Annotated in this window: 25 protein-coding genes and 3 pseudogenes; 16 read left to right on the forward strand and 12 right to left on the reverse strand. The window is 59.6% G+C overall.

Annotated features, from left to right (window positions below):
- Position 1 precedes the first annotated feature (1 nt).
- The 7 genes and pseudogenes from OKW44_RS10810 to OKW44_RS10840 all read right to left on the reverse strand — a co-directional run.
- The gene (locus OKW44_RS10810) at positions 2 to 1,285 is read right to left on the reverse strand and encodes an efflux RND transporter periplasmic adaptor subunit (RefSeq protein WP_018424385.1); all 1,284 of its coding nucleotides are present in this window, start codon (positions 1,283 to 1,285) and stop codon (positions 2 to 4) included.
- 193 nt (positions 1,286 to 1,478) lie between these two features.
- Entirely contained in the window at positions 1,479 to 2,867 is a 1,389-nt protein-coding gene (locus OKW44_RS10815; RefSeq protein ID WP_018424384.1) for a heavy metal sensor histidine kinase, read from the reverse strand.
- Positions 2,864 to 3,535, reverse strand: a complete 672-nt coding sequence (locus OKW44_RS10820) for a heavy metal response regulator transcription factor (protein ID WP_018424383.1) — start codon at positions 3,533 to 3,535, stop codon at positions 2,864 to 2,866. The genes OKW44_RS10815 and OKW44_RS10820 overlap by 4 nt, the downstream gene beginning before the upstream one ends.
- Positions 3,536 to 3,600: 65 nt before the next feature.
- Positions 3,601 to 4,569 (reverse strand): oxidoreductase, encoded by a 969-nt coding sequence (locus OKW44_RS10825; RefSeq protein ID WP_018424382.1) that lies wholly within the window; start codon positions 4,567 to 4,569, stop codon positions 3,601 to 3,603.
- A gap of 266 nt (positions 4,570 to 4,835) precedes the next feature.
- On the reverse strand, positions 4,836 to 4,973 hold the full coding sequence (locus OKW44_RS10830) for a hypothetical protein (RefSeq protein ID WP_162634096.1): 138 nt from the start codon (positions 4,971 to 4,973) through the stop codon (positions 4,836 to 4,838).
- Positions 4,974 to 5,978: 1,005 nt separating this feature from the next.
- Entirely contained in the window at positions 5,979 to 6,563 is a 585-nt protein-coding gene (locus OKW44_RS10835) for a class I SAM-dependent methyltransferase (protein ID WP_018424380.1), read from the reverse strand.
- 607 nt (positions 6,564 to 7,170) lie between these two features.
- Positions 7,171 to 7,673 (reverse strand): annotated as a pseudogene (locus OKW44_RS10840) (IS6 family transposase); the annotation flags it as partial.
- Between OKW44_RS10840 and OKW44_RS10845 the strand changes: the two are divergent.
- From OKW44_RS10845 to xylB, 9 genes are all read left to right on the forward strand, one after another.
- Positions 7,650 to 7,811 carry a LysR substrate-binding domain-containing protein gene (locus OKW44_RS10845; RefSeq protein WP_275426103.1) on the forward strand — a complete coding sequence of 54 codons (162 nt, stop codon included), beginning with the start codon at positions 7,650 to 7,652 and terminating at the stop codon, positions 7,809 to 7,811. The pseudogene OKW44_RS10840 and the gene OKW44_RS10845 sit on opposite strands and share 24 nt — an antisense overlap.
- A 76-nt stretch (positions 7,812 to 7,887) precedes the next feature.
- Positions 7,888 to 8,187, forward strand: coding sequence for a LysR substrate-binding domain-containing protein (locus tag OKW44_RS10850; RefSeq protein WP_026226513.1), 300 nt, complete (start codon positions 7,888 to 7,890; stop codon positions 8,185 to 8,187).
- Between the two features lie 374 nt (positions 8,188 to 8,561).
- A complete protein-coding gene (locus tag OKW44_RS10855) occupies positions 8,562 to 9,875 on the forward strand; it encodes an ABC transporter substrate-binding protein (RefSeq protein ID WP_084754393.1) in 1,314 nt (437 codons plus the stop codon).
- Positions 9,876 to 9,982: 107 nt separating this feature from the next.
- Entirely contained in the window at positions 9,983 to 10,861 is an 879-nt protein-coding gene (locus OKW44_RS10860) for a carbohydrate ABC transporter permease (RefSeq protein WP_026226511.1), read from the forward strand.
- Positions 10,849 to 11,661, forward strand: coding sequence for a carbohydrate ABC transporter permease (locus OKW44_RS10865; protein WP_018424377.1), 813 nt, complete (start codon positions 10,849 to 10,851; stop codon positions 11,659 to 11,661). Before OKW44_RS10860 ends, OKW44_RS10865 begins: the two co-directional genes overlap by 13 nt.
- A gap of 10 nt (positions 11,662 to 11,671) precedes the next feature.
- The gene (locus OKW44_RS10870; protein WP_018424376.1) at positions 11,672 to 12,706 is read left to right on the forward strand and encodes an NAD(P)-dependent alcohol dehydrogenase; all 1,035 of its coding nucleotides are present in this window, start codon (positions 11,672 to 11,674) and stop codon (positions 12,704 to 12,706) included.
- Between the two features lie 3 nt (positions 12,707 to 12,709).
- The gene (locus OKW44_RS10875; RefSeq protein WP_018424375.1) at positions 12,710 to 13,885 is read left to right on the forward strand and encodes an ABC transporter ATP-binding protein; all 1,176 of its coding nucleotides are present in this window, start codon (positions 12,710 to 12,712) and stop codon (positions 13,883 to 13,885) included.
- 43 nt (positions 13,886 to 13,928) lie between these two features.
- A complete protein-coding gene (locus tag OKW44_RS10880) occupies positions 13,929 to 14,807 on the forward strand; it encodes an AraC family transcriptional regulator (protein ID WP_018424374.1) in 879 nt (292 codons plus the stop codon).
- Between the two features lie 49 nt (positions 14,808 to 14,856).
- On the forward strand, positions 14,857 to 16,317 hold the full coding sequence (xylB, locus tag OKW44_RS10885) for a xylulokinase (RefSeq protein ID WP_026226510.1): 1,461 nt from the start codon (positions 14,857 to 14,859) through the stop codon (positions 16,315 to 16,317).
- A 102-nt stretch (positions 16,318 to 16,419) separates the two neighbouring features.
- On the opposite strand, the gene OKW44_RS10890 is transcribed toward xylB, so the two are convergent.
- The 3 genes and pseudogenes from OKW44_RS10890 to OKW44_RS10900 form a co-directional block, all read right to left on the reverse strand.
- On the reverse strand, positions 16,420 to 16,947 hold the full coding sequence (locus OKW44_RS10890; RefSeq protein WP_162634095.1) for a hypothetical protein: 528 nt from the start codon (positions 16,945 to 16,947) through the stop codon (positions 16,420 to 16,422).
- A gap of 39 nt (positions 16,948 to 16,986) precedes the next feature.
- Positions 16,987 to 18,120 (reverse strand): NAD(P)H-dependent flavin oxidoreductase, encoded by a 1,134-nt coding sequence (locus OKW44_RS10895; protein ID WP_429410116.1) that lies wholly within the window; start codon positions 18,118 to 18,120, stop codon positions 16,987 to 16,989.
- 418 nt (positions 18,121 to 18,538) lie between these two features.
- A pseudogene (locus tag OKW44_RS10900) lies at positions 18,539 to 18,803 on the reverse strand (transposase); the annotation flags it as partial.
- A gap of 744 nt (positions 18,804 to 19,547) precedes the next feature.
- Here OKW44_RS10900 and OKW44_RS10905 point away from each other — a divergent pair.
- Positions 19,548 to 20,024: a Cache 3/Cache 2 fusion domain-containing protein gene (locus OKW44_RS10905; RefSeq protein ID WP_239499246.1), complete on the forward strand. Its 477-nt coding sequence runs from the start codon at positions 19,548 to 19,550 to the stop codon at positions 20,022 to 20,024.
- Between the two features lie 276 nt (positions 20,025 to 20,300).
- Here the strand turns inward: OKW44_RS10905 and OKW44_RS10910 are convergent, their stop codons facing one another.
- Positions 20,301 to 21,731: an IS1182 family transposase gene (locus OKW44_RS10910; RefSeq protein ID WP_026225909.1), complete on the reverse strand. Its 1,431-nt coding sequence runs from the start codon at positions 21,729 to 21,731 to the stop codon at positions 20,301 to 20,303.
- Positions 21,732 to 21,895: 164 nt separating this feature from the next.
- Positions 21,896 to 22,552, reverse strand: a complete 657-nt coding sequence (locus tag OKW44_RS10915) for a TetR/AcrR family transcriptional regulator (protein ID WP_018424370.1) — start codon at positions 22,550 to 22,552, stop codon at positions 21,896 to 21,898.
- 77 nt (positions 22,553 to 22,629) lie between these two features.
- On the opposite strand from OKW44_RS10915, the gene OKW44_RS10920 reads away from it, so the two are divergent.
- From OKW44_RS10920 to OKW44_RS10945, 6 genes and pseudogenes are all read left to right on the forward strand, one after another.
- Positions 22,630 to 23,067: an ester cyclase gene (locus OKW44_RS10920; protein WP_018424369.1), complete on the forward strand. Its 438-nt coding sequence runs from the start codon at positions 22,630 to 22,632 to the stop codon at positions 23,065 to 23,067.
- A 28-nt stretch (positions 23,068 to 23,095) separates the two neighbouring features.
- On the forward strand, positions 23,096 to 23,263 hold the full coding sequence (locus OKW44_RS10925) for a hypothetical protein (RefSeq protein ID WP_204357179.1): 168 nt from the start codon (positions 23,096 to 23,098) through the stop codon (positions 23,261 to 23,263).
- Positions 23,245 to 23,505: a hypothetical protein gene (locus OKW44_RS10930; protein WP_018424368.1), complete on the forward strand. Its 261-nt coding sequence runs from the start codon at positions 23,245 to 23,247 to the stop codon at positions 23,503 to 23,505. Before OKW44_RS10925 ends, OKW44_RS10930 begins: the two co-directional genes overlap by 19 nt.
- A gap of 365 nt (positions 23,506 to 23,870) precedes the next feature.
- On the forward strand, positions 23,871 to 25,226 hold the full coding sequence (locus OKW44_RS10935) for a PAS domain-containing sensor histidine kinase (RefSeq protein WP_018424367.1): 1,356 nt from the start codon (positions 23,871 to 23,873) through the stop codon (positions 25,224 to 25,226).
- Positions 25,214 to 25,669 (forward strand): response regulator, encoded by a 456-nt coding sequence (locus tag OKW44_RS10940; protein WP_018424366.1) that lies wholly within the window; start codon positions 25,214 to 25,216, stop codon positions 25,667 to 25,669. Before OKW44_RS10935 ends, OKW44_RS10940 begins: the two co-directional genes overlap by 13 nt.
- Positions 25,669 to 25,998: pseudogene (locus OKW44_RS10945) on the forward strand (response regulator); the annotation flags it as partial. The gene OKW44_RS10940 and the pseudogene OKW44_RS10945, both read left to right, overlap by 1 nt.
- Positions 25,999 to 26,052 lie beyond the last annotated feature (54 nt).

Below are 26,052 nucleotides of genomic sequence, written 5' to 3' on the forward strand. Positions count from 1 at the left end.
TTCAGCCTTCGTCGGGAATGGTGGTTTGCATCAGCGCGGCCTTCAGCCAGTAGCTGCCGTCGGCGACCACCGGCGTTCCGGCCTTGACCCCGCTCACGATCTCGGTCATGCCGCTCTCGGCCACGCCGGTATGGACCGTGCGCGGGAGGAAGTGACCCTGACCCGCAGGCACGAATACGACCGTCTGCCCGTTCACGTCCTGTAACGCGGAATCGGGCACCAGCACGGAATCGTGGCCGAGCGGCGCCGCGATGTTTGCCGTGGCGAACAGGTTGGCGCGCAGCAGGCCGCCGGGGTTCGGCACTTCGCAACGCACCGTGACGGTGCCCGTATTCGGATCGGCCTGATCCGCGACGTCGATGACGCGTCCGTTGAACGGCTGATTCGGATAGGCATCGACGTTCACCGCGACTGTCTGACCCGCGTGCACGGCAGCGGCGTCGTGTTCCGGCACGCTGACTTGCAGCCACACGGTCGACAGATCCGTCACCGTGACGAGCGACTGCGACGTATCGACGATGTTGCCGGCGGCCGTACTCACTGCCGTGACGACACCGTCGAATGGCGCGACCACGGCGCCGAGCGAGTCGCGCGGACTCAATGCGGCAAGGGTGCGCATGTCGCCTTTTGCCTTCGCGGCGGCATCGATCGGCATCAATCGTTGTGTCATGCCGCGCCATTTCTGCAGATCCGCTTGCCGGGAGCGCAGCGTGGCATCGGCATTGGCCGCGATCGCGCGACGGCGCTCGAGTTCGCTTTGCGCAATGCCGCCGGCGTCGACCAACTCAGTGCCGCGCGCGAGCGCGGCGTGTGCCGCTTCGGCTGCGGCCGTCGCATCGGCGAGCGCGGCTTGCGCGCTGGCGAGCTGGCTGCGCACATCGGAGAGGTCGAACTCGTCGAGCACGGCAAGTCGCTGCCCCGCACGCACGTGGTCGCCAACCGCGACGTCGACGGCCTCGATCCGACCTCTGGATGGGGAACTCAGTTGTGCGAGCTGCTTGCCGTTGAAGGCGATCACGCCCGGCGCGGTGATGGTCCGCACGCCTGGGCGAAGCGCCGCGTCGGCGATCTGCAGATGCAGGTTCGAGAGCGCCTCGGGCGCCAGGTCGACGGCGTTGGAAACGGTAGGCGTACTGCTCGCTGCCGCTGACGTGGCAGATTCAGCCGCTACGGGTTCGGCCGTTGCCCGCGTGGTCCGCGAATGAATCGCGAAGGCGCCGCACAGAACGATCAAGCCGGCCCCGGCGACGGACGCATACAGGCGTCTCTGGTAGTTGGTTTTCAATGAGTCCCTCGCAGAATCGAATTGACCTGACACACTCGAAGAGCGAGGACTTAATGCCCTCGATCGCCTGGTGTCAATTATCGAAATCTGCGGCTGATACACACATTGCGGCTAAATGTCATTTTTGACATTGAGGCTGGCGACGTGCGCGAGGTAGAAGAGGAGAACGGGCTGCGGCGCGGCGCGCCGCGCTTTAGACGAGAGCCGGAAAATACAGCGTAAACACCGTGCTGCCTGCGCGGCTCAGCACTTCGACCTTGCCTCGGTGCGATTCCATGATCGCTTTGACGATCGCAAGACCGAGGCCGGTATTCTTCGCCGATCCCTCGCGGGCAGCATTGACGCGATAAAAGCGTTCGAAGATTTTATCGATATGTTCGGGCGGAATGCTCTCGCCGTTATTCATGACCTGCACGGCCACATACTCTCCCGCGCGGAACGCTCGTAGCACGACTTCGGACGCGGTCCCGGCATGCTCCAGCGCATTGGATAGCAGATTGCTGACGGCGCGCCTGAACAGCGTCGGATCGGCTCGCACTTGCACGGGCCCATCGATGAAGAACCGAACGCTCTTATTCTCCGCGACGGCATCGAAAAATGCGGTGAGTTTGGCGAATTCGCTTTGACAGTCGAGCGACCCTAGCTTGAGTTGCTGTCTGGCATGATCCGCCCTCGCGAGAAACAGCATGGTCTCGATCATGCGCTGCAGTCGCTCGCACTCCTCGATATTCGAATCGATGAGCGTCTCGTACTCATCAATCGTGCGCGGCCTGGACAGCGTGATTTGCGAGGAGCTGATGATATTCGCGAGCGGCGTGCGCATGTCGTGCGCCAAATCCGACGAGAACTGCGAGAGGCGCGTGAAGGCGCGCTCGAGCCGGTCGAGCATGCGATTGACCGGGACAGCTATGTCGTGAAGCTCGACGGGGCCGCCGCCGATCTGCAGACGATTGTCCAGATTGTGTGCCTCGATGCTGGAAATGCGAGCACCAATCGTTTTCACAGGCGCGAGGCCCCGTTTCGCGATCGCATAACCGAGTGAGCCCATCAGCAGCGAACCGCCGACGAGCACGAGCAATAGGTCCTCCTGAAAAGCGCGCAGCACCGAGCGCCGTACATGAGACGCGTGCGCGAGAACGATCTGGATCGTTTCCCCGGACGACAGCTTTTCTCGCCCCACAACGCAGCGGGCAGGCCCGACGACCGGCGGATTGCAGGTGAACGGACCAGATCCGGCGTCTTTGCCCAGCCCGGATGCCAGACGCTGCCCGCGTCCCCCGGTGTACACCAACAGTTCACCACCCCCGCCGGATATCGCGAAAGACACCGCGGGATGTGAAAGCAGCGCCTCCTGAAATACCGCACCGTTTTGCGCGACCGATACCGCGCTGCCCAATGTGCGAGCCTGCGCCATGAACTCCTGAAGCTTCACGGCAATTTCGCTGTCGTCGCGGCGTCGCAGTTCCAGTGAGAGCGTATGGTAGAGAAGGCCGCCGGCGAGCGACAGCACCAGGATGGCAAGAATCGAAAATGCGAGCGCGAGCCGCTTCAGCAGTGAATACGGCGCGCCGGCCCCAATCATGCCCTGTCCTCCAGCACGTAGCCCATGCCGCGAACCGTATGCAGCAGCTTGTTTTCGAACGGGCTGTCGATCTTCGTGCGCAGACGCTTGACCGCGACGTCCACGATATTGGTGTCGCTGTCGAAGTTGATATCCCACACGTGGGAAGTCACGAAAGCCCGGGTCAGCACTTCGCCCTGGCGCTCGGCGAGCAACTTCAACAGTGCAAACTCCTGAGCCGTCAATTCGATGCGCACGTTGCCGCGCCGCACGCGCCGCCTGACGAGATCGATCTCCATGTCGGAGACACACAAAACAGTGACCGACGACTGCGCCGGCCTTCGCAGCAGCGCACGGACCCGCGCCAGCAATTCGGCGTAGGCGAACGGTTTGGACAGGTAGTCGTCCGCACCGGACTCGAGCCCGACGACCTTGTCCTGGACCGTGTCGCGAGCCGTCAACAGCAGTACCGGCGTATGTTTTTTCTCCCGTATGCGCTTGAGGACTTCGAGCCCATCGAGTTCGGGCAGCATCACGTCAAGCAGAATCAGATCGTAGTCTTCACTAAGCGCAAGGAAGAGGCCCTCCTTGCCGTCAAGGGCGGTATCCGCCTGGAAGCTCGCTTCCATGAGCCCCTTGCGGAGATAGGTAGCCATTTTCGGCTCGTCCTCGATAATCAGTATTCGCATGGTGCTGCAACCTGTCGTTCAATTAACGCGATTCAAAAAAAATCCGGCGGCATCGTGCGTCCAACTCACGCGGTCCGCTCGGACTGCAGATGAAAGCGAATCTGCGTGAGCGATTCGCATACCTGCCACAAACGCTGGGCGGTCAATTCATCCATGGCCTGCGTCGCGACACTCGCTTCGCCGATTCTGCGCCCGCGTGCCTCGAGGAAACCTTGCGGCCCATAATAGCCGCCGTCATCGACGTGGGGCGACGTCGCCGCGTAGAGCGTCGGCAGCGCGCCGGCGGATTCGCTATTCAGCGCGACGCTGATAACGTGGCCAGCGAGGCTGCGAGCAGCCCGTGAGAGCGTGGATCGATCGCCGGAACGAAACAGATTGGTGTTCGCGACCCCGGGGTGGGCGGCTACAGACATGACACGGGAATTCGCCGCGCGCAGTCGACGGTCGAGCTCAAAGGCGAAGATCAAATTCGCCAGCTTCGACTGGCGATACGACTGCATCGGCGAATAATGCTTCTCCGACTGCAGATCGTCGAAATCAATTCTCCCCTGCTTGTGCGCGATGGAAGCAATCGTCACGATACGCGGCCGGTCAGGCGATTCAGCCGCGGCAAGTTCGAGAGCGGGCATGAGCAGCGCCGTGAGTGCGTAATGGCCAAGCATATTGGTGCCGAACTGCAGCTCGAAGCCGTCGGTGGTCTCAAGACGTTTCGGCGGCGCCATGACGCCGGCATTGTTCACCAGAATATCAATGCGGCGTTGCTCCGCGAGTTCTTTCTGCGCGAACGAGCGGACGGACGCGAGGGAAGCGAGGTCGAGAATCGCCAGTTCCGCGCTTGCTCCGGGAACTTCGGCTTTCAGGCGGGCGAGAGCTTTTTCTGCGCGTCGTTTATCGCGGCATGCCAGGATGACCCGTGCCCCTTTGCGCATCAGCGTCAGCGCGGCCTGATAGCCGATACCGCTATTCGCTCCCGTGATGAGCACTCGTTTGCCGGTCTGCGGCGCAATGTCGTCAGTGGTCCACCGTGTGTGCATGTTGGTCCGGGGCGGCGTGAAGATTGAATACCTGAGGCCGAGACTATCACGTCGGCGATCCGAGAGCATATCCGGCGACAATCATGCCGCGAGCCGCCCAGCATGGAGACTCGAGCCAACATCAATTGCTCTTCGCGTACTGCATCGATTGCGGTTTGCTCGCCCAGTCAGTCTCGAGTGGACTGGAATGGTCTCGGTTGTCATTATCGGACTTCGATCGTTAACACGACATGGCCGCTGGATGACGTTTCAGTCATTTCGGAGCGTCACTGGAAGTCCGACGAGTGCGCGTCGCTATATAACGCCGTTACCGAGCAGGCCGTCGACATGCCAAGCAATGCGCTCAAGGACTTCGGCGTGCAACGCGTCGAACCCATGCAGCGCTCGTAGGGCGAACGATCCATCACTGCTCGAAAACGGCTGCGCTCGCCGGCCAGTTGCGCGTCCGTCGCCTGTGCTGACCGAGACGGTGTTGCGTACGCCTGCGACAGTTGAGCCAACCGTGGCATTCCCTGCAGCCGATGCAGCATTGGCGCCCATGCCGGTGCGAGAGCCCGACGCGTTCGCCGTCACCATGGGAAAGAGGCTCGCGGTATCGACCTGAACAGTTCGACCGCTCATACAGCCGCCAATGCAAAGCGTGAGCACGACCGCAACGCATCGCGGCGCTAAACCCCGGCTCCGTGATGACAGAAGGGTGCGCTTGCGTTTGACGACATGCATCGCGCAAATGCCCCGGCTGAACATCAGGTTAGATCGGCGAGACAAACAAGACCATCCTACGAACGACATAGACCGCGCCTATAGGGGAATGGCTGTCTTATACCTGCGTATGGCGGAGTGACGGAAAACAGCTCTCGGAACATGCCGCAAACCACGACCCGTCGGTTGCTGGACTCTTCGGGATATACACACGTATGAGAACGCGGCGGTCCCGGAGGACTGCGGCAACCGTTCGTAGAATCGTCTTCTCTGCGGCGTCCGCCTTTCTTGTCATTCGAACGAATCTCGCGGCGCGAGGGATCGATCCCAAGGCGGATCCTCTGCCAAGGCCACGCTACTGGTTGTGAGCAAGCTCATCGCCTTCGTGTGTTCGCCGTCGGCCCGGAGTTGATCCGACACGTACGGTCCGACGCGTTCGCATGACTAATGATCTTATAAACGGAGAATGTGATGCCAGAAAAAAACTGAAAATTGGAGCCGTCTATACGGAACCCGAATGATGTGGTTTTGTCATTCTGTGGTGCGTAGGGTTTGCCGCTGCAATGCTGACCGCGCTCCCATTCCGTCTTCTTGTCGCAGCCGCGATGCACTAACAGACGGACGTCGCGTTGGAGAGAGTTCCGCCACGACCACGATGCGTGCCGAGGCGTTTGCCCAACCTTGAACCGTTGCCCCTCAGTATCGCATCAGGCTGAAACCGGTTTGCCCCGGAGTTCCCACACGTTGGCAGGCGGGGCGTTTCGCCAGACAGTGCAAACCCGACGCCAGACAAAATCCGCAGGCGCCGCAAATGGAGCGCGCAGCCGGTACGAGAACTGAACGAGGCGGCGCGCCTGGTCTGCGCGCAAAACATCAGCCAGCGCTTCCACTGTTGGGTGCACAATCCCGGCCGGCAATGACCTGAAGGGCAAGCCCGACACGACTACCGTTCTCGGAGGAAGGTCGTGCAGCACGGAGACATTTTCGTGGAATGCGCCGGCGACCACCTGAGCATGAGGAAACCGCGCATGCAGGCCGTCAGCGAGTTGCTCCGACAGTTCGAATACAACCAGACGCGCCTCTGGATTACGATTCGCGAGTGCTTGGGTAATGGCGCCTGTTCCCCCGCCCACTTCGACAATTGCGTCAAAAGCCTCCGCCCCTTCAGCCATGGCAGCGGCGAGATATCGGGAAGACGGTGCAATAGCGCCGACAGACATAGGATCCTGCAACCAATGCCTGAAAAATTTAGCTTTCACGTTAGTCGAAAAGGTAAAGGAGCGTATAGCCATCGCGCCAATCCATCATTGTGCGCCGTCGGGGACATGGGACGGCAACGGACGAGGTAGACCTCGTGCGGCCGCTATCAGCTCAGCACCGAGACGTCCGCAACCACGACGCGAAAACACCGCGAGCGCGTCCTTGTCGATGCGCCGATCCTTGCCGCCACTCACCGGCTTCGCGGTGAAAAAGAGAGCCGGCCTGAGCCGGCTCGAAAGGTGGTTCCATTTGTCCACTTGAGGCGCATGGAACCGGCGGGGATCATTGTGATAACACCACCTCGACGAAATCAGAATAAGCCGACAGACCCACGAAGGCCATTCTACGAACGGTTGTGGCAGTCCTCCGTGAGCATAGTGCTCTTATACGTGCGTATATCATCGATGTGGTGACGGGAAGGATTTGCCTTAGCAAGCGTCCCGCAAGTAGTTGCCATCGACCAGTCATACGCAGGTACAAGGGAGTCGTTCATAAGCAGGGGCAATCCCTTCCATTTGTGGAATTGTCTTGTTCGTCTTGCACGTCTAATCTGATTGCGCGGTGATGCATTTGCACGACGTCTGCAGCAGACGCCGTTCTCCTTTCTCACCCGTATTCCCTTCCTTATCACTCGACTCTCGCCTTAACGAACACATGCCTGACGTTAGCCAGTTCGCGGACTCCGCCTTCGCGGCCGGATAGCTCCGCAGCTGGTCAGTGACGATTTTGCATGGCACCGGACACGAACGAAGCACGTGCTTGAAGAAGCGTTTGGCGGCCGCCTTGTCGCGTCGCTTCTGCAACACGATGTCGAGTTCGGCACCATGTTCATCAACCGCACGCCAAAGCAAGTAAGGCTCGCCACGCAGCGTCACAAACATCTCGTCGAGATGCCAGGTGCTGCCTGTCTTGTGTCGCGCCGCTTTCACGCGACGAGCGAAGTCTGCGCCGAATTTGTCGCACCAGCATCGGATCGTCTCATACGTCATGACCACGCCGCGCTCGAAGAGCAACTTCTCAATGTCGCGCAAGTTCAACTGGAAGCGTAAATACCAACGCACGGCGCAACTGATAACCCCAGCGGGGAAACGGTGGCCGTGCGCATTATCCCGAGATGCATGTCGGTTTTCGTAGCGCGTCATCCGTCCGTTCGTGTCGAAGTGATGGAAATGTCAGGAGACGACATCGCGACGTCTCTTGCACGCAACGAACTCGACCTTGGCGTGACGTACAAACCCCAAAACGCATCCATCTTGCGATTCGAGGCGTTGTACACGTAAGAGATGATGCTGGCCGTCGGCGCAGCGCATCCTTTCTTGACGCGGCGCTTTGTCCGGATGTCAGAACCGCATCTGCATGAAGATCGTTCTTCTTCCCCGCTCGTTCGCCATCCGGTCGCTTCCTGAAGAGTGCTCCCGCATGGCTAACGCAACGCCCGTTGTCGTTGCCGAAATGAATGCTATCGCGCCAATGATGGAACTGGTGAATTCCACCGACATCGCCGCAATCGTCTCGGAACACGCAGCCAGGCGCGAAGACGTAAGGCTGATTCCCCTCGAAATCCCGACACCGACGCGTGCGCCCGGCCTGCTGTGGCACAGCGATAAACGCGCTCTCCGGCCGTACGCGCGTTTGCGTCAATCATCCGCTCTATAAGCGCGGAGGAAAGTCACAACAAACGGCGAAGGCGTCCGGATTCGTTCTCGCACCCAGCGCGACGAGGGCTGAATCCGGTATCTGGTCAAACTCGTTGATCAGCAGCCTGAACATTGTCTTTGTCGGTGAGGGTTGTGGTGCAAGCCTGTCGAAGGCTGTGTCCACAGCAATCGAAGCGACCGCTGACCGGCGCCCCCCACGGCGTGGGCATATACCGGGCCGCTTCGAGCACTGACACATTTTTGTGCACCGCATCCAAAGCATGAGCAAAAAGTATCACCGGCTTTCGCCTTTTGCAGTGGCTGGTCATTGGCCACGACCACTACAGTTCTCATCACCGTACGTCTGCTCTGCTTCCAAATCGCAGCGCCCGTATGGCGATGCCAAAGAACAGTTCAAAAGCGGAGACGAGCGTGAAACCAATTCGATTGTTGACAGCTTGCGCATTCCTCGGCGCAAGCTTTCCCATGCTGGCGACGGCACAAACCTGCAATGTTCCCGTGCTCAAGGTGCTTGCCCAGAAGAGCCTCGGCCTGACAGTCATGGAGAAGTCGCTGCCCGACTATGAAAAGCGCAGCGGTACCAAGATTGAAATCAACTACTTTGGTGAAAACGACCGTCGTTCGAAATCGCGACTCGACGCGTCGACGGGCGCAGGTTCCTATCAGATCTATTACGTCGATGAGGCGAACGTCGCCGAGTTTGCGTCGGCGGGCTGGATCGTACCGCTGCTGAAGTACTACCCGAAAGACGCCGACTACGACGACTTCCTGCCAGGCAGGCGCGCCGTGGCTAGCTATAAGGGCGTCGCCTATTTCGCTCCCCTGATCGGCGGAGGCGACTTCCTGTTCTACCGTCGTGACCTTCTCGAGAAAGCGCATCTCCCAGTGCCGAAAACGCTCGACGAACTCGTTGCGGACATCAAGAAGCTCAATGCGCCGCCAAACATGTACGGTTGGGTCGCACGCGGACAACGCGGTTCCGGCATGAATGTATGGCGCTGGGCGCCGTTCATGCTCGCAGAGGGCGGCACCTGGACCAACAGGAGCCAGGAGCCGTCCTTCAATTCGCCGGCCGCGGTGAAGGCGACGCAACTATATCGGGACCTCTTCAAATACGCGCCTCCCGGTTCGGCGACGTACGACTGGAGCAATGCGCTCGAAGCGTTCCGTTCCGGCAAGGTCGCCTTCATGATCGAGTCAACGCCGTTCGCCGACTGGATGGAAGATCCGACCAAGTCGAGCGTGGCGGACAAGGTGGGATACGTCAGGCCGCCGGCACCGTTGCCGTCGGCTGCCTACGGTCATGGCCTCGCGATTTCCTCTGTCGGCGCCAAGGACGAATGCACGCGTCAGGCGGCAGGAAAGTTCATTGCCTGGGCGACCGGCAAGGATCAGGAGCAGGCCCGCCTTCGCGACAACGTCTTTAGCGACTACAACCGCTCGAGCACGATCAAGAGCGATTACTTCCAGAAGCACGTCAAGCCGCAGATTCTCGCTGGCCTGAACGATACCAACCCGGTGACAAAGGTCACGATCTGGTCAAGCCCGCAGTGGCCGGATATCGGCGACAACCTCGGTATTGCGCTGGAGGAGGTGTTCACGGGTACGCAGCCGGATGTTCAGGCAACGTTGAACGACGCCGTTCAGTACGCTCAGGACGCGATGGAACACAGCGCGAAGAAGTAACGCGCATGCCCCTTGCAGCACGCGATGTACTGCAAGGGGTACCGCCGATCCAGTCGTGGTCTCACAGGAACACTGAGTTCGCGGATTCTACGTTGTTGGAGAAGTCAATGTTCAATCGGGGTAAAACCAGCCTTCCGTTCGTATTTCTTGGCCCGCCTCTTGCCTTGATGGCGGTCCTCGGTCTAGTTCCCACTGTCGCGGCAATCAACCTCGCATTGAGAAATCGCGTGCTGCGCTATCCGGACAGCGAGTACGTCTGGCTGCGCAATTTCGCCCGGCTGTTCTCGGACAGACGGTTCCTCAATTCCATCGAAGTATCGGCAATCTGGGAAATCACCACGGTGGTCGGCGCGGTCGTGGTCGGCGTTCTGGTTGCGATCTATCTGTTCGAGCAGATCCACGGCCGGATGCGCAGCGTCATTTCGCTGTTGCTAATCGTGCCCGTGCTTCTACCGCGAGTCTCGGCGGCCTTCATCTGGAAGTTCATGTATTCGCCCCTCACCGGCATTCTCAGCTGGTTTCTTGGTCTGCTGGGCGTTGAGAACACGGCTTTTCTTTCCGATCCGCATCTCGCGCTGTACGCGGTAGCAGTCGTCGATATCTGGCAGTGGGGATTGTTCTTCGGGGTCGTCATATTGAAACTGCTTGAAACGCTGCCGCCCGAGCCGCTCGAAGCCGCCCGTCTCGACTACGCGCGCACCTGGCAGGTCTACGCGTATATCGCATTGCCGATGCTGAAGGTGCCGATCATGAGTCTGGTGTTCATCAAGATGGTCGAGTCGCTGCGCTCGTTCGATCTGGTCTATGTGATGACCAAAGGCGGCCCCGGGATCACGACTGAAACCCTCGACATGTACGCGTATTCGCAAGGCATCGGGTTGTCCGGAAAGGTCTCGTATGCCTCGAGTATGGCCGTGCTGATGATGGTCGCGACCACACTGATTTTCACCTTCATCTGGAAGCGGGTGAACAAATGGGAAGACTGATTTCGCGAAGCACCAGTTGGTCGTTCGGTGCGGTGCTCGCCATAGTGGCCGTGTTTCCGATCTTCTGGGCGTTTCTCAATTCGTTGAAAAACCTGCTCGACATCGTTACGCCGACGCCGCGCTTCTTTTTTACGCCGACACTCGACAACTACCGGCAGGTCGTGTCTAGCCCCGAGGTACTCATCGGACTCGCCAACAGTCTTTCTATCGTCGGTTCTGCTGTCGTGCTGGGCGCGCTGCTCGGCGTACCCGCAGCCTATGTCATCGCACGATATCACCTGCCGGGCAAGCGCGACATCCAGTTCTTTCTGTTGTCGCTGCGGTTTCTGCCGCCGGTCGCAATCGCCGTCCCGTTGATTGCTATCTGGGTCGATGTTGGGCTGTATGACACGAAGCTGTCGATGGTGGTGACCTATCTGCTGGTCACGCTGTCGACCATCACGTGGTTGTCCATTCCGGTATTCCAGCGCCTGCCGCGTGAAGTCGAAGAAGCCGCCACGCTGGACGGGTACGGCCCGTACGGGGTGTTCTGGCGGATTGCATTGCCGATCAGCGCAACCACGCTGATGGGCGGCATCGTGTTCAGCTTCGTACTGGTCTGGAACGAACTGATGATCGCCCTCGCCTTGACGTCGTCGAGAAGCGCGACGCTGCCCGTCGTGGCCTCCGCATTCACTTCCCTCGGACAGGAGGTGCCGTGGGGCGTGATCAATGCTTCCACCGTCCTGCTCGCGCTTCCTCCTATCATTTTCGTCGGCATCCTGAGCCGGCTGTTGAATTCAATGCTCAAAGGCAAGTAAGGAGACTGTTTTGAAAGCCCTCGTACTCGAAGAAGCGCGCCAACTCGCGCTGCGCGATATCGACCTGCCGCTCGAAGTCGGCCCTCGCGATGTCAAGATCAAGATTCATACGGTTGGCGTTTGCGGCAGTGATGTCCACTACTACACGCACGGACGCATCGGACCGTTCAAGGTCGAAGCACCGATGGTGCTGGGTCACGAAGCGTCCGGCACCGTGGTCGAAGCCGGCAGCGAGGTCGAGCACCTGCGGGTGGGCGATCGGGTTTGCATGGAGCCGGGCATTCCGCAATTCGACTCGCCGGCAACGATGCGCGGACTGTACAACCTGGACCCCACCGTGCGTTTCTGGGCAACCCCGCCGATTCACGGCTGCCTGACGCCTTATGTCGTACATCCGGCCGCCTTCACCTTCCGTCTTCCCGACAATGTGTCCTTCGCGGAGGGCGCGATTGTCGAGCCGCTGTCAATCGGGCTACAGGCCGCCAAGAAGGCTGCGATGGAACCGGGCGATGTCGCGGTCGTGATCGGCGCGGGGACCATCGGCGCGATGACCGCCCTGGCCGCGTTGGCGGGCGGCGCGTCGCGCGTCATTCTGGCGGACGTGATCAAGGAAAAACTGGCGCTCTTTGCCGATAATCCAGCGGTGACTACAGTCGACGTGCGCGAGCAACGACTCACCGACATCGTTCGCGATGTCACCGCAGGCTGGGGTGCCGATGTGGTATTCGAAGCGAGCGGCAACACAAAGGTCTACGATGACCTGTTCAATCTGCTTTGCCCTGGCGGCTGCGCAGTCCTTGTCGGCATGCCGGTCGACCGCGTGCCACTCGATGTCGTCGCCATGCAGGCGAAGGAAGTGCGTCTCGAATCGGTGTTCCGCTACGCGAATGTGTTCCCACGCGCGCTGGCGCTGATCAGTTCGGGCATGATTGATGTGAAGCCGTTCATCTCGCGCAAGTTTGCATTTGCCGACGGCCTCAGAGCGTTCGAAGAGGCGGCGGCGGGTCGCCCGAACGATGTCAAGATCCAGATCGAGATGGACTGAGCCATGGCCAAAATCGTCTGCAACGGCCTCACGAAACGTTACGACAGCGGGCCGCCGGTGCTGCATCCCCTCGATATTGAAATCGACGACGGTGAGTTCGTGGTGTTGCTCGGGCCATCCGGATGTGGCAAGTCCACGATGCTTCGCATGATCGCGGGTCTGGAAGGTATCACGGGCGGAGATCTTGCGATCGGCGACACCATCGTGAACGACTTGCCGGCGCGCGAGCGCAATGTTGCGATGGTGTTCCAGAACTATGCGCTGTATCCGCACATGAGCGTGTATGACAACATCGCTTTTGGCTTGCGCCGTCTGAAGACACCGGCCGCCGAGATCGACCGTCGCGTGCGGGAAGTCGCCGCGATGCTGAACCTCGATACGTTGCTCGATCGCAAACCACGGGCCATGTCGGGCGGCCAGCAGCAGCGCGCTGCGATCGCCCGGGCAATGATCAAGACACCCGAGGTATTCCTCTTCGACGAGCCGCTGTCCAACCTCGACGCGAAACTGCGAGCCCAATTGCGAGGCGACATCAAGCGGCTACACCAGCGTCTGAAGACCACGACGGTGTATGTGACGCACGACCAGCTCGAAGCCATGACGCTCGCCGATCGTGTGATCCTGATGCGGGGCGGACGGATCGAGCAGGCCGGCACGCCATCCGATCTATACCATTTCCCTCATACGCTATTCGCCGCGGGGTTCATCGGCACACCCGCGATGAATCTCATCGCCGGGATGGTCGAGCGGACAGACGAAACCTGCTTCGTCCAGGTGCAGGGCCAGCGCTGGGCTCTGGCCGGGCCGCGTTTCGCCCGCTTGCAGCCGGGCCAGAAGGTGAAGCTGGCGATTCGGCCGAACTATCTGAAGGTGACCTCCGCGGACGATGAACCCAGCTCGCAAAGGCTTCCCGGCAAGGTCGAGCTTATCGAACTGCTCGGCGCAGAGGCGCTTGTCACGTTCGAATTCGCCGGCGAGAGGCTGACCGCCCTGGTACCTGCGAGTGATCTCCCTGAACTGGATAGCGTGGTAACGTTTCAGTTCAAAGTAGCCGACCTGCACGTTTTCGACGCCGAGACGGAGCAAAACGTCTCATTGCCCGTTTCACGCGGCACCGGAGCAACGCTCGCCAGTCCGCCACATCGAGACACGGACGTGCAGCGGACGGCCTTGCATTGATAAAGAAGACGCGGCGTCGAGGCCGCCGAGGAGGAGACGCGGTATGAATCCAGACCTGGAGTTGGTGCACACGCGAAAGGACGAGTCGTTCCGTGCCTGGGCGCACGACTATCCGCATACCGTGGCGAAATGGCACTTTCATCCTGAGTATGAGATTCACGTCATCCGGGCGTCGACCGGCAAGTTTTTTGTCGGCGATTTCATCGGCGACTTCGCGCCAGGTAACCTGGTGATCACCGGGCCGAATTTGCCGCACAACTGGATCAGCGAAATCGGCGAGAGCGAAACCGTGCCGTTGCGCGACGTGGTTCTGCAATTTTCGCGTGACGCGGTCGAACACATGGTGGCTGCGTTCACCGAGCTGCAGTCGATCGTCGGCCTGGTCGACGATGCGGCGCGCGGAACACAGTTTCCAGATGAGGTGGGTCTGGCCATCGCACCGATGATGCTGGAGCTCGCCGTTACACACGGTTGCCGCCGCGTCGAATTGCTGATGTCAATCTTCGACAGGTTGTCGTCGTGTACTGAGCGAACCTTGCTGGCCGGGCCGGCATACAACGTCAACGCGCATCGCTACATGCAGTCCACGATCAATCAGGTGCTCTCGTACATCCAGCAGAACCTTCCGGGCACATTGCGTGAAGCTGATGTCGCCGAGCTTGCCGGCATGAGCGTGAGCACGTTTACACGATTTTTCCGGCGACATACAGGGTGTACGTTCGTGCAGTACCAGAACCGGCTCAGGATCAACGAAGCGTGTGAACTGCTGATGTGTTCGACGCTTAGCGTGACGGAGATCTGCTATCGCGTGGGCTTCAACAATCTATCGAACTTCAATCGTCAATTCCTTTCAACGAAGGCGATGCCGCCGTCGAAGTTTCGCGCGCTGCATCAGCTTAACGAACACATGATCGCGGCTTGACGTTTTGCTTCGGCAAGACGAGTCGACCGCAAGAACCAGGACAATACTTTTGACCTTCCTTGGAATCGACCTTGGGACCTCCGAGGTAAAAGCGCTACTCACAGACGACGAATCGCGCATGATCGCGACCGGCAGCGCGCGACTCGAAGTCGAGAAAATCCACTCCCACTGGTCCGAACAGAGCCCGCAGGCGTGGTGGCACGCCACACTCGATGCGATCGCGCAGGTGCGGGCGTCCCATCCCGCGGGCTTTGCGACGCTACGCGGGATTGGGTTATCTGGACAGATGCATGGCGCGACCCTGCTTGACCGCGCCGGTCAAGTACTGCGCCCGGCCATCCTGTGGAACGACACGCGGGCGTTTGCTGAATGTGTGGAACTCGAAGCGCTGGTTCCAGAGTCGCGCTCGATTACCGGCAACCTCGCAATGCCGGGTTTCACGGCGCCTAAACTGCTCTGGCTGTCCAAATACGAACCGGCTGTATTCCACGCGACACACAAGGTCCTGTTGCCGAAGGACTACGTGGCGTGGCGGCTAACTGGCGAGTTCGTCTCCGACATGTCCGATGCGTCGGGCACGCTGTGGCTCGACGTCGCGAAGCGTGACTGGTCGGACAGGATGCTCTGCGCGACCGGCCTTTCGCGTGAGCACATGCCCCGGCTGGTAGAAGGCAGCGAAGTCGCGGCACCGTTAAACGATACATTGCGGCGCGAATGGGGCATCGCCAGCCCGGTGTTCCTGTGCGGCGGTGCGGGTGATAACGCGGCCAGCGCGATCGGCATGGGCGTCACCGACGCTGGTAGCTCCTTCCTGTCACTGGGCACGTCTGGCGTGCTGTTTGCCGGGACTGACCGGTTTGCGCCGAATCCCGCGCAGGCGGTGCACGCGTTCTGCCATTGCCTGCCGGACCGCTGGCATCAGATGAGCGTCATCCTGTCGGCGGCTTCGAGTCTCGCATGGCTGTCCAACGTGCTCAGGAAGGGCGTCAGCGAGCTCGCCAGTCTCGCCGAGCAGGCCGACGCGCGAGGCGCGCCGCTGTTCCTGCCGTACCTGAGCGGTGAGCGTACGCCACACAATGACGCGAATGCAAAAGGTGCGTTCTGGGGACTAACCGGTGTTCACGGTGAGGCCGACCTTGCGTACAGCGTGATGGAAGGCGTGGCTTTCGCGATGGCCGACGGTTACGCCGCGCTACAAGATGCCGGGACGACGCTGGACATCGCCTCCTTCATCGGGGGCGGCTCGCGTAGCCGTTTCTGGGCGACCCTTTGTGCAACAGCCACTGGTGTTGCGATGCGCCGTCATCATGGCGGAGATGTCGGTGGCGCTTTGGGCGCTGCACGGCTTGCGCGGTTGGCCGTCACGAAAGAAAACGTCACGCAGGTGTGTAAATCGCCGGCAACGATCGAGGTATGCGAGCCTGATGCAGCGCAGCGGTCCTTGGCCGCGGACCGCCTCGCACGATATCGCAGGATATACGCGGCGCTCAAGGACGAATTTTCCAGATAGATGTTCATTCCCATCGGTGTACCCTGGAACCGTGGACTGAGATCGTTTGTGTGTCTTTGGGTTCTGATGTGATGGATGACTCCCCGCTACGCAGCGAGAGGTTTATGGGGCAATCGTCCCTTTCGTGCTAAATCTGGCGCTTTCAACTGTCCGAGCCTGATCGACCGCATCGACGAACTCGCACCGTGGGTCGTCGCCGAGGTAGTCGCAAGCCAGCCCTGCAGGGTGGCTGATTCGAAGGCTTCCAGCGACTGTGCTGGCCGCGATAAAGCAGAGATTTTTTTGGTTGGCGATCGCGGCTGCTGATGCGTGAACAGGCCGGTCGGGGCCAGTCCGCGATCGGTAATCAAAAAAATCTCTGTAGAGGAACTCGATTGGCTTCCGAAAAATTAACCAAATAACTTCCGCTCTGGGCCATTTTTCATTCAAAAGCGGCGGCCTTTCACTATACCTATTACGCAAATAACTTCCGACCTCAACAGTTATCAACCATATATCTTCCGTCGTCTCAAAACGACGCCGATCACCGCAGAGGCTGGCCATCCAAGGTGTACGCAAGCGGAAGCGCCCGGTGACGGCAGTTCCTTCCCGCGACGAGACCACCCGCTCAATGACCGTGCCGCCGCTCAACGCAGCCGGTTCCGATGAAAGCCCGAGCACCATACCAATTTAAGTAGTCGACTTCGATGCCCCGAAATCCGAAAGTGATAACGAGTCAGCTGATAACGACGTGATTGAACAGACCATTTCGTGCACGAGTATGGCAACGAGGTCGGCAGCCGGCATTGCTCGCGACAGGCGTACAGCCTGCCCCGCCCATTGCGCTGCATATTCCGAGCTACCGTGCGCCTGTGCCGCAGCATTGAGCGCTTTGCCCGCCGCGAACGCCAACGGAAACTCCGGTACCGGGGGGCAGTCGGGATCTTGCCCGAGTTTAGTGAAATGATTTTCGATGGCACGAGCCGGCCTGCCAGAGATTGCCCTTGTCAAGACGGTCCTGCTTCGGCGGTCAAGAAGCGCGGCACGGTCGGCTTCGTTCGCAGCAGACTCAGCCGTGGTAAGAAAAGCAGTTCCGAGCTGGGCCGCTTGCACACCCAGCGCGAGCATAGCTGCGATACATGCGCCGTCCATGATCCCACCTGCGGCAATCACGGGCAGCGATGTTTCGCGCAGCAGCAATCGGACGAGAGCCATCGAACCGAGCCGTTCGTCCGCCAACGCCGGATCAAACATGCCGCGGTGGCCGCCCGCCTCGATCCCTTGCGCAACAATGGCATCGATTCCCGCTGCCGCAATTTGGCCCGCTTCGTCCGAATTGGTGGCCGTCGCCATCAGCACAACGCCGGCGTCGCGTAGCGCGGCAATTTTTTGCGAGGGTGGCAGCCCGAAATGAAAGCTCACGACAGCTGGGCGTTCTTCTAACAGCATCGTCAACATCGCGTCGTCGTCGACAAAGCTCGCGTACCCCGCGCCGAGGGCCGTTGGTGGCTGCGCATGGAAACGCGCGAAATGCGGCTTCAGATACGTGAGCCAACGGGCCTCGCGCGCTGGGTCCGCGACGGGGCGAACGTGGCAGAAGACATTGACACTAAATGGCCGGTCGGTGAGCGAACGTGTTTCGCGGATGAGGGCGCGAGCACTCTCGGCAGTGGTGCCGCCAAGACCAAGGGAGCCCAGCGCACCCGCACCGGACACCGCTGCCGCCAGCGCCGGGGTAGCCCAACCGGCCATCGGCGCCTGGATGATCGGTACGGCGATTCCGAGTTTCGTGAGCAGGTTAGTTGAGTTTTCGATGGTTCCCATCGCACGCTCCTTCGCCAGATCATGACTAGCGCGTGGTTATTGCGCGCTCGCCACCTCCATAATATTGTGCATCGCTGCGACGGTGACCGCATCCCCCGCTGGAGCATGCTAAACGAAGGGTACTATCGGACCGAGGGTGTGAAAACGCGTCAACTCGGTCGGCAAGTGACTGCCAAGCTAGGCATTGCCATGGCGCGCGAATCGAAGGAAAACTGTTGATTCATGCGCCGAAAGGAACGCGCACACCTGAGGTTGACCGGTTCGACGGATAGATCTGCAGTTGAGTTTAATGCGGTGTGGCACCTGCCAATAATGTTGGATCGCGGGTGGTCCACGGCCGGGCGGCGGGTCGCCTGTCACGACCACGACGCTGCCTGGCGGTGGACAACCCGCGCGGCGATAAGCTTTGACCTTGCGCATGCAGGTTTTCGAACTCGAGCGGCGAACAGTAGCCGATGCTGCTGTGCAGGCGGCGTATGTTGTACCAGCTCTCCAGAAACGGGAACAGACGCCGCCTTTGCCTGTTCGTGGGTCGCGAAGTGTTCGCGACGGAGCAGTTCGGCTTCGAGTGTGCCGAAGAACGACTCGCACATCGCGTTGTCATAGGCATCGCCGGCGGTGCCCATCGACGGCTGTACGCCTGCTTCGCGGCAGCGCCGTCCAAAAGCAATGGACGTGTATTGACATTCCCTGCTTTCGCTCGCGGACTATTGTCGGTCAAAGGTGTTGTGCATCAGGCGTGAACTGACGGGCAAGTCGTCGGCCTTATGCGAAGCTTTCCATAAGGCCGAGTTGCGTGCGTAGCGCGTCAGTCAGGTTTCGGACCATTGCGGCCGTTCCAGCGGCAGCTTTCCCGTCTCTCTGAATGGCGGTTCATGGCCGAGGCCGTGTGAAAACGCATGCGGAATGCGGTGCTCGAAAAAATTGACCCTCCAGATCGCTCTGTGTTGGCCTAGTGGCAACTCGGGAAGGGTAAAGCGACACCCAAAAACCGAGTACTTTTGCGTTTTCACACGGCCTCGGCCGGGTGCCGACCCATACGATTTTGCATATGCAGGTTAAACCTCGTCAGCCAGCGATCGACAGCACGCGACCCGAAGCAGCCGGTTGTCGTTCTCTTAAGCTGACACTCGGCGAAGAAAGGCGGCTTAACGAACGAAACCAAGGTCTGAGACTCGCACACCGACAGAGGGAGGCAAACTGTTCGTGCATCAACAACTCGGCGAACGCCGCGCTTTGGCAAGAATTGCTTACTGGCGATTCGCTGCGACCTAAAATGAAAATGAAAGGATGGGTGATCGGCCCATCATGGGGACATTGTCGCCCTACCTAATCGGCAATATTGATCAGTGGATAACATGATGCCTAACAAAAAAGGAATGAGTTTCATTCCGCGTTGGGTTGTCCTTGGAGTGTATGGAATAGCATTGTCGCTATTTCTCCCCGTCATGAGCCATGCGCAGCCTACGGAGAACGTAAAGCAGGCCATGAGCATGCTGAAGGCAAAAACCGCCAAGTTGGGTGCACCAGGAATCAAGGGAGAAGATGCTGTTGCGGGAAAACCTGTCCCGGCGTTGTACTTTGGCATGACCAAGATCAATAACAACTTCGCCGTGGTCGATGAAGTGAAACAGGAGATTGGCGGAACTGCGACGTTATTCGTGAAGAGCGGCGATGACTTCGTCCGTGTGGCGACGAACGTGCAGAAAGACGACGGGTCGCGGGCTATTGGCACCGTTCTCGACCCAAAGGGTAAGGCCATCGCGGCCATCCGCAACGGCAGTGCCTACTATGGCGAAGCCGACATCCTCGGTAAGCCTTACGTGACGGGCTATGAACCGATAAGGGATCCCGGCGGAAACACTATCGGCGTCTATTATGTGGGATATCTCAAGGCGCAGTGAGTCGAAGTATGCCATCCCTTAATATCCCGCGTCGCCCCCCGGCGACGCGGTTTTTGTCGCCTACGTTCCCGCAAGCTTCGAGATTTGAGCATCGATTGCTAACGATCTAGGCGTCGATGTCGAACGGCTGCTCCTGGCCCAGAGCGTGTCAAAACGCGTAGACACCGGAAATTAACGAAACCTGGCTTGCCGCAGGTCGCGACTTTTCGATTGCGGCGGCCGGACGTCAAATCAAAGTCGAAAGTATCGCGACCGCGCAGCACCTCCCGGCGGGCGTCACGCCCGCATCGCCGTCATCACCGCTTCTGAACCGAGTAGCTTGATCACTCGCTTCATGTTGTACGCCAGCACGTGCAAGCTCATTTCCGTGCTCACACGTTCGAGGGTCCGCGTCAGGAAATGAGTGGCGCCCATCCATGCCTTGATCGTCCCGAACGGATGCTCGACAGTCTGTCGCCGGATGCGCATCATCTCAGGGGCGTGATCAAGTCGCGCCTGCATCTCGTCAAGAACAGCTTCGTGTTCCCAGCGCGCCACGCGACGTTGAGGGCCTGGCGTACAGTCCCCTTTTAGCGAACATTGCTGGCAGTTTGAACTCCAGTACTTGCTGATCTTCAGACCGCGCTCAACAGTTGAAAATCGCCAGATGAGCCGATCGCCTGCCGGGCACCGATATTCGTTCGTTTGTGCGTCGTAAATGAAGTCATCCTTGCCGAAGCGACCATTAGCTGTTGCGCTCGATGTCACCGACTTCGGAATGAACACGCTTATTCCGGCCTCATGGCATGCAAGTATCTCCTCGCTCTTGTAGTAGCCCCGATCCGCAACTGCAGTGAGCTTGTCGACGGCCATCTCCGTGCGGGCAAGCTTCGCCATCGACGTCAACTGATCACGATCGAGGCCATCATTGGTAACGACATGCGCGACAATCAAATGGTGCTTCGTGTCAACCGCAGTCTGGACGTTGTAGCCGACGACCCCCGTTCCTCGTGTCTTCATCGAACGGGCATCCGGGTCCGTGAGCGATACCTGTTTGTCGGGTGCTGCGTTGAGTTGGACCTCGATCTCCTTGAGGCCTCGCATCTGTTCCTTCAAGGCCGCAATCTTGTCCTGCAATCGCTCTGTCCGGACCTTTGCGATGGCAGGCTCCTGACGATCCGCTGTGTCCATCGCATCGAGATAGCGGGCGATACTTGACTCGATGTCGCGCATGCGTCGTTCAAGCTTCGCGCTCGTGAAGTTACGGTCGCGGTGGTTCACCGCCTTGAACTTGCTGCCGTCAATCGCAACGATCGCTTCGGCGAAGAGGTCCAGACGCTGGCACAGCACGACGAACTGACGGCAGACGCTACGGATCGCTTTGCCGTTGTCCTTGCGGAACCGCGCGATGGTCTTGAAGTCCGGTGCCAGGCGGCCCGTGAGCCACATGAGTTCGACGTTGCGCTGGGCCTCGCGTTCAAGGCGACGGCTCGATTGGATCCGGTTCAGGTAACCATAGATATAGATCTTGAGCATCACCTCGGGGTGATACGACGGCCGACCTGTCAACGCTGGTTCGACGCCTTCAAACCCAAGCTTATGAAGATCAAGCTCATCTACAAAGACATCAACTACGCGCACGGGATTTGTGTCCGTCACGTAGTCATCGAGCGCTTCAGGGAGGAGAAAGCTTTGCGTACGATTGTCGCCTTGAACGAACCGTTTCATCCTGCTTATCCCTCGCTGTCGGATGGCAAATTTTAGCGCTCCAAAAACCGTTTTGACACAATCTGGGCCGATTTCTGCCCCGTGCGGCAACCCGCAATCGGCCCGTGGCTGTCCCTCCCTTCATACGACTTTTTGTCTCTTCCTGGCGAGACCGGTCGCCTGACCTAGCGCTTGCGGGGTCGTTCGCGGGCCTCGGCAAGCGCCTGCCGCACCAAGGCCTGCGCAGCCCAGCTACTCGCAGCCAACGCCTCGTCGGTGCTCGCGCCGGCGACGTCGCGCAGCGACAGTGCGGCTTCAGTTCCCATCAGCATGGTCAACGCGTGGGCGAGCCGTCGGCGCGCGGCCGGGGTCAACTCGTTCTTCAATGCCTCGATGATCGGACCGACGTACTGCAGGCGCCGCGCCGGCCGCGGCGGTCGCGATTCCGGCGGGTTGTCCAACCATGCCGACATAAATGAACGCTCCACCGCGTGCAGGCCGACCTCATCATCGAGCAATAGCTTGTTCATGGTGCGCGCGGCGCGGGCGGCCACCTCGGCCGGATCGTCGTGTCCAGGACGGCAGAAGCTTTCCAGCGGAGGCACCGCCCGCTCGAACATTGCGTCACTGATGAGGTCCTCGACCGAGGAGTAATAGCGATAAGCCGTGGCGCGGGACACCATTGCGCGCTCCGCGACCTCCGGAAAACTGGGCTTGCGGCCGCCCTCGCAGAGCGCGAGCGCCGCCTCGATGAGCGCGAGCCGTGTGCGCCGGCGTTGATTGGCGCGGCCTTCACCGGCCGGCGCGGGACCTGCGGTCGCGCTTGACGTTTTGATTTTCATCGTTCAATAATGAGACCGCAGTCTCACGAAAAGACATGATCTTATTATAAGTGATCGTCACATTACGGAGGAGCACCATGGAACCGATTCTCAAGGAGCAGTTCGATCGCATCATTGATCGTCATTTCCGCTTCGAGGCAGAAGACGACGTCGAGGGCGTGCTGAGCACGATGGTCCCGGACGTCGAACATGACGTGGTGGGCTCGCCCACTGGCCCACTGCACGGCAGACAAGAGGCACGCGTCTTCTACGACGCGCTGTTCGCGGACCTTTCAGGCGAGAAGGTGACCTCGCTGCGCCGCTATTACGGACCGGACTTCGTCGTCGATGAAAGCGTGTGGGAGGGCACTGCGCCGGGCACGCCCTTCGGGATTCCCGGCGGCGGTCGGCGGCTGAGCTTCCGCTTGCTGCATGTGTTCGACATGGCGCCCGATGGCCTGATCCGGCGCGAGAACGTGTGGATCGATCTCGCTTCGATCATGCAGCAATTGGACGCCACTGTGGCTGCGCCGTAACGGCCACTGACCATCAAGGAGCAATGCCATGACCGACAACGCTCGCAGCCGCGCCTGGTTCCGCGTAGCCGTCGTCTATTTCGCCGCTGCAGTGGCGCTGGGCATCGTGATGGGAGCCTCCGGCGACCATACGCTCACTGCGTACATGCGCACCTCAACCTCGTCGGCTGGGTCACGATGGTGCTGTTCGCGCTAATCGGCATGGCCCATCCGGCGATCGCTGAGGGGCCAGTAGCGACGGTGCAGTTCTGGCTGCACAACATCGGTCTGCCCGTGATGCTGAGCGCGCTGGCGCTGCGGCTCAAGGGCTATACAGCCGTGGAGCCGGTAATCGGCTTGGCCTCCATTGTTGTCGGTATCAGTGTGGCGCTCTTCGCATGGCTGGTGTTGACACGCATCCGCGCACGGCCGGGAACCAGCACGGGAACGGATGCATGAAATCGACTGCACATTTCGTGAGCAAATTTCCGCACAAGGGCAATCTCGCCCTGTCAGCCATGTGAACGGTGCGTTGAGCACGGCTTTGGGAGCAATTGGCTGACATCGTTGGGCCGCTGCTCGAAGCGGTCGGAGCGCGGAAACGGCGGCGGCACGGCGCCGACGTTCCTACTCCTGAACCCCAAGCTACGAGTTGCGCAGAAGGCCGTGGCCGACCCACTCCGGACCTTGAACCCGGCACCCCATCGGCGGCAGCTATTGAACCCTGAACTGCCGCTCGCCGATTTGCATATCCGTGTTTGTCAAGCGGTGTGGATCGGTTCAGCGGAAGACTTCTGACGGTCTATTTGGCAGACGAAGCGTTGGTGGACTACACCCGCACCATTGCGATGATTGAGGCCGACAACGGACACAAGCATGAGCCGGCTCGCCAACGCCTCCGCGTTGGCGTCCCCGCCTCCTTAACGATCGGAACCCGGACGACTATAATTTTTGGTTCAGGGGGGTCCGCACCGTTGGCAATGAGGCGAAGCTTGGCGCACTCGCATCTGGACTTGCAAAGTCGCTCACCGATTCTGCGCTACGGCTTTTCCGTCGTCTGCGTTGGGGCTGCACTTGGGCTGGCGCTCGTGTTCCGGTCTTTCGGGGTCCACGACATCTACGGGTCCCCTTTTAACTTCGCCATCGGCGTTGTTTGCTGGTATGTAGGGGTAGGACCTTCCGTGCTGGCAGTCGTGCTATCGGTGGCATCCTACGATTATTTTCTTTCGGAGCCGCTGTACACCATCGATTTTTCAAGCAAAAATTTTCCGCGTTTTTTAGTTTTCACGACGTGGGGCTTGATCTTTGCCGGTTTCGTCGCTGCTCGACGGCGAATCGAAACTGAGCTTCGTCACACCAGCGATCGCCTTCAGGCCGAATTGCAACAGAGTCAGCATAAAGAAAGCGAGATTCACAGGCTCAATCAGGAAGTCACCGCGCGGGCTGAGCAGCTTGAAACGAGTAACAGGGAACTGCAATCCTTCGCCTATTCCGTCTCGCACGATCTACGCGCGCCACTTCGCCATGTGATCGGATACTCCGAGCTACTGCAAAAACAGGCGGCTTCTTCGCTCGATGATAAAAGTCGTCGCTACATACAGACGATTATCGAGGCGGCAAAAAGAATGAGTAACCTGATCGACGATTTGCTGGCCTTTTCCAGGGTCGGACAGGTGGAGACCACAAAGATGCCGGTGAGCCTCGATCAGCTCGTCAGGGAGGTCGTTGCGGAGATCGGGCAAGACACGAGCGGGCGAGACATTGTATGGACAATCAACGCTCTTCCGGTCTGCTACGGGAATCGTCCCATGCTCCGACTGGTTATCGCCAACCTCGTCGCCAATGCGGTCAAATTCACACGCATGCGAACGCGGGCCGAAATCGAGATCGGTTGCGTGGACCCGAATAAAGACGTGGTGGAGATGTTCGTGAAAGATAATGGTGCAGGCTTTGACATGCGGTATGCCCATAAGCTGTTCGGCGTTTTTCAACGTCTGCATCTCCCGGAGCAGTTTGAAGGTACTGGCATCGGACTAGCTATCGTTCAACGCATCATCGTCCGCCACGGAGGCAAGGTCCGTGCCGAGGGGGGGGTGGATCAGGGCGCTACTTTCTTTTTCTCACTGCCTAAGGCACACGGTGCAACGGCAATGACTGCAAGGACACCATGGACCGACTAGGACGCATTCTGCTCGTCGAGGATGACCCGAGAGACGTCGAACTCACTCTGGCCGCGCTGTCAGACTGTAACTTGGCAAACGAGGTAGTGGTTGCCCGGGACGGAGAACAAGCCCTGGATTACCTCTATTGCAGGGCGGAATTTGCCGATCGCTACAACGAGAACCCTTCAGTCATGTTACTGGATCTGAAACTCCCCAAGGTCGATGGCTTGGAAGTCCTGGACACCGTGAAGTCGGACGAACGTTTGAAGCTCATCCCCGTGGTGGTGCTCACATCGTCCCACGAAGAGAAAGATATGATGCGAAGCTATAAGCTCGGGGTAAACGCGTACGTAGTGAAGCCGATCGACTTTCATGAATTTGTAAATGCCATCAAGGAGCTGGGCATCTTCTGGGCAGTCATCAATGAGCCACCGCCGGGCAGCATGAGGAAGGGGCAATAATGTCGGGGCTTCGCATTGTGTTGCTGGAAGATAACGCGAATGACGCCGAACTCATTCAAGAGCTCCTTCAAGCCGATCATCTCTGCTGCGAAATCGTTCGCGTGCAATCGCGCGCGGACTTCGAGGCGGCGGTGAAAACCGTTGGAATCGACCTGATTCTCGCGGATTACCAACTTCCGGCGTTCGACGGCCTCTCGGCACTGGAGATCGCTCAGAGCGAACGTCCCGGGGTGCCCTTTATCCTGGTTTCCGGCACGCTTGGCGAAGAACTGGCGGTAGAGGCGCTGAAGCGTGGGGCTACCGATTTTGTTCTGAAAACGCGGCTGTCGAGGCTCGTGCCCGCAGTGCGGCGCGCGCTGCGCGAAGCAGGTGAGCGAGCCGAA

Origin of the sequence: Paraburkholderia lebeckiae (genome assembly GCF_050436325.1) — a bacterium.
Classification (GTDB): Bacteria; Pseudomonadota; Gammaproteobacteria; order Burkholderiales; family Burkholderiaceae; genus Paraburkholderia; species Paraburkholderia tuberum.